The following is a 494-nucleotide window of genomic DNA, read 5'->3' as shown; positions in this document are numbered from 1 at the left end:
ATAACTGCTTTAATACCTCCAACAGCTGTATAAATAATTGCGAAAACAACAATAATTGGAACCCATGCTTTGAATGATAATCCAGTAATTTCACTTAATACTAAAGCTGGTGTATATACAAATCCACCCATGAATATAAGTGATTGACATAGCCAAATAATAACATTTAAAATTCTTGACTTTGTACCAAGTCTAACATTAATGTACTCATAAATTGTAGTTACGTTAGCATCATATAAAACTGGCAATACAGTATATGTAACAAATAATATAGAAAGAGGTACTGAAATATTAACCATAGCTGCCATAATACCACTACCATATCCCCAACCAGGACCACCGATAAATGAGTTAGCACTTATCATAGTAACACCAACTGATAAACCAATTGCATACCAAGGTAAAGATCTACCCGCTACGAAATAATCCTCTTCGTTTTCATTTGTTTTTCCTAGGGCATAACCTAAATACATAATACCCACCATGTAAATAAT

At 32.4% G+C, this 494-nt stretch carries 1 protein-coding gene; it reads right to left on the bottom strand.

Annotation, left to right across the window (positions count from 1 at the left end):
• On the bottom strand, nucleotides 1-473 hold a 473-nt coding region (locus ACQ3F0_RS26790; RefSeq protein ID WP_428868871.1), incomplete at its 3' end, for a sodium:solute symporter family transporter.
• Between the last annotated feature and the right edge of the window lie 21 nt (nucleotides 474-494).

It is taken from the genome of Clostridium sediminicola, from assembly GCF_050402865.1.
Lineage (GTDB): Bacteria > Bacillota > Clostridia > Clostridiales > Clostridiaceae > Clostridium_AF > Clostridium_AF sediminicola.
The sequence above is the reverse complement of the archived record's forward strand: the minus strand, read 5'-3'. Positions and strand labels throughout refer to the sequence as shown.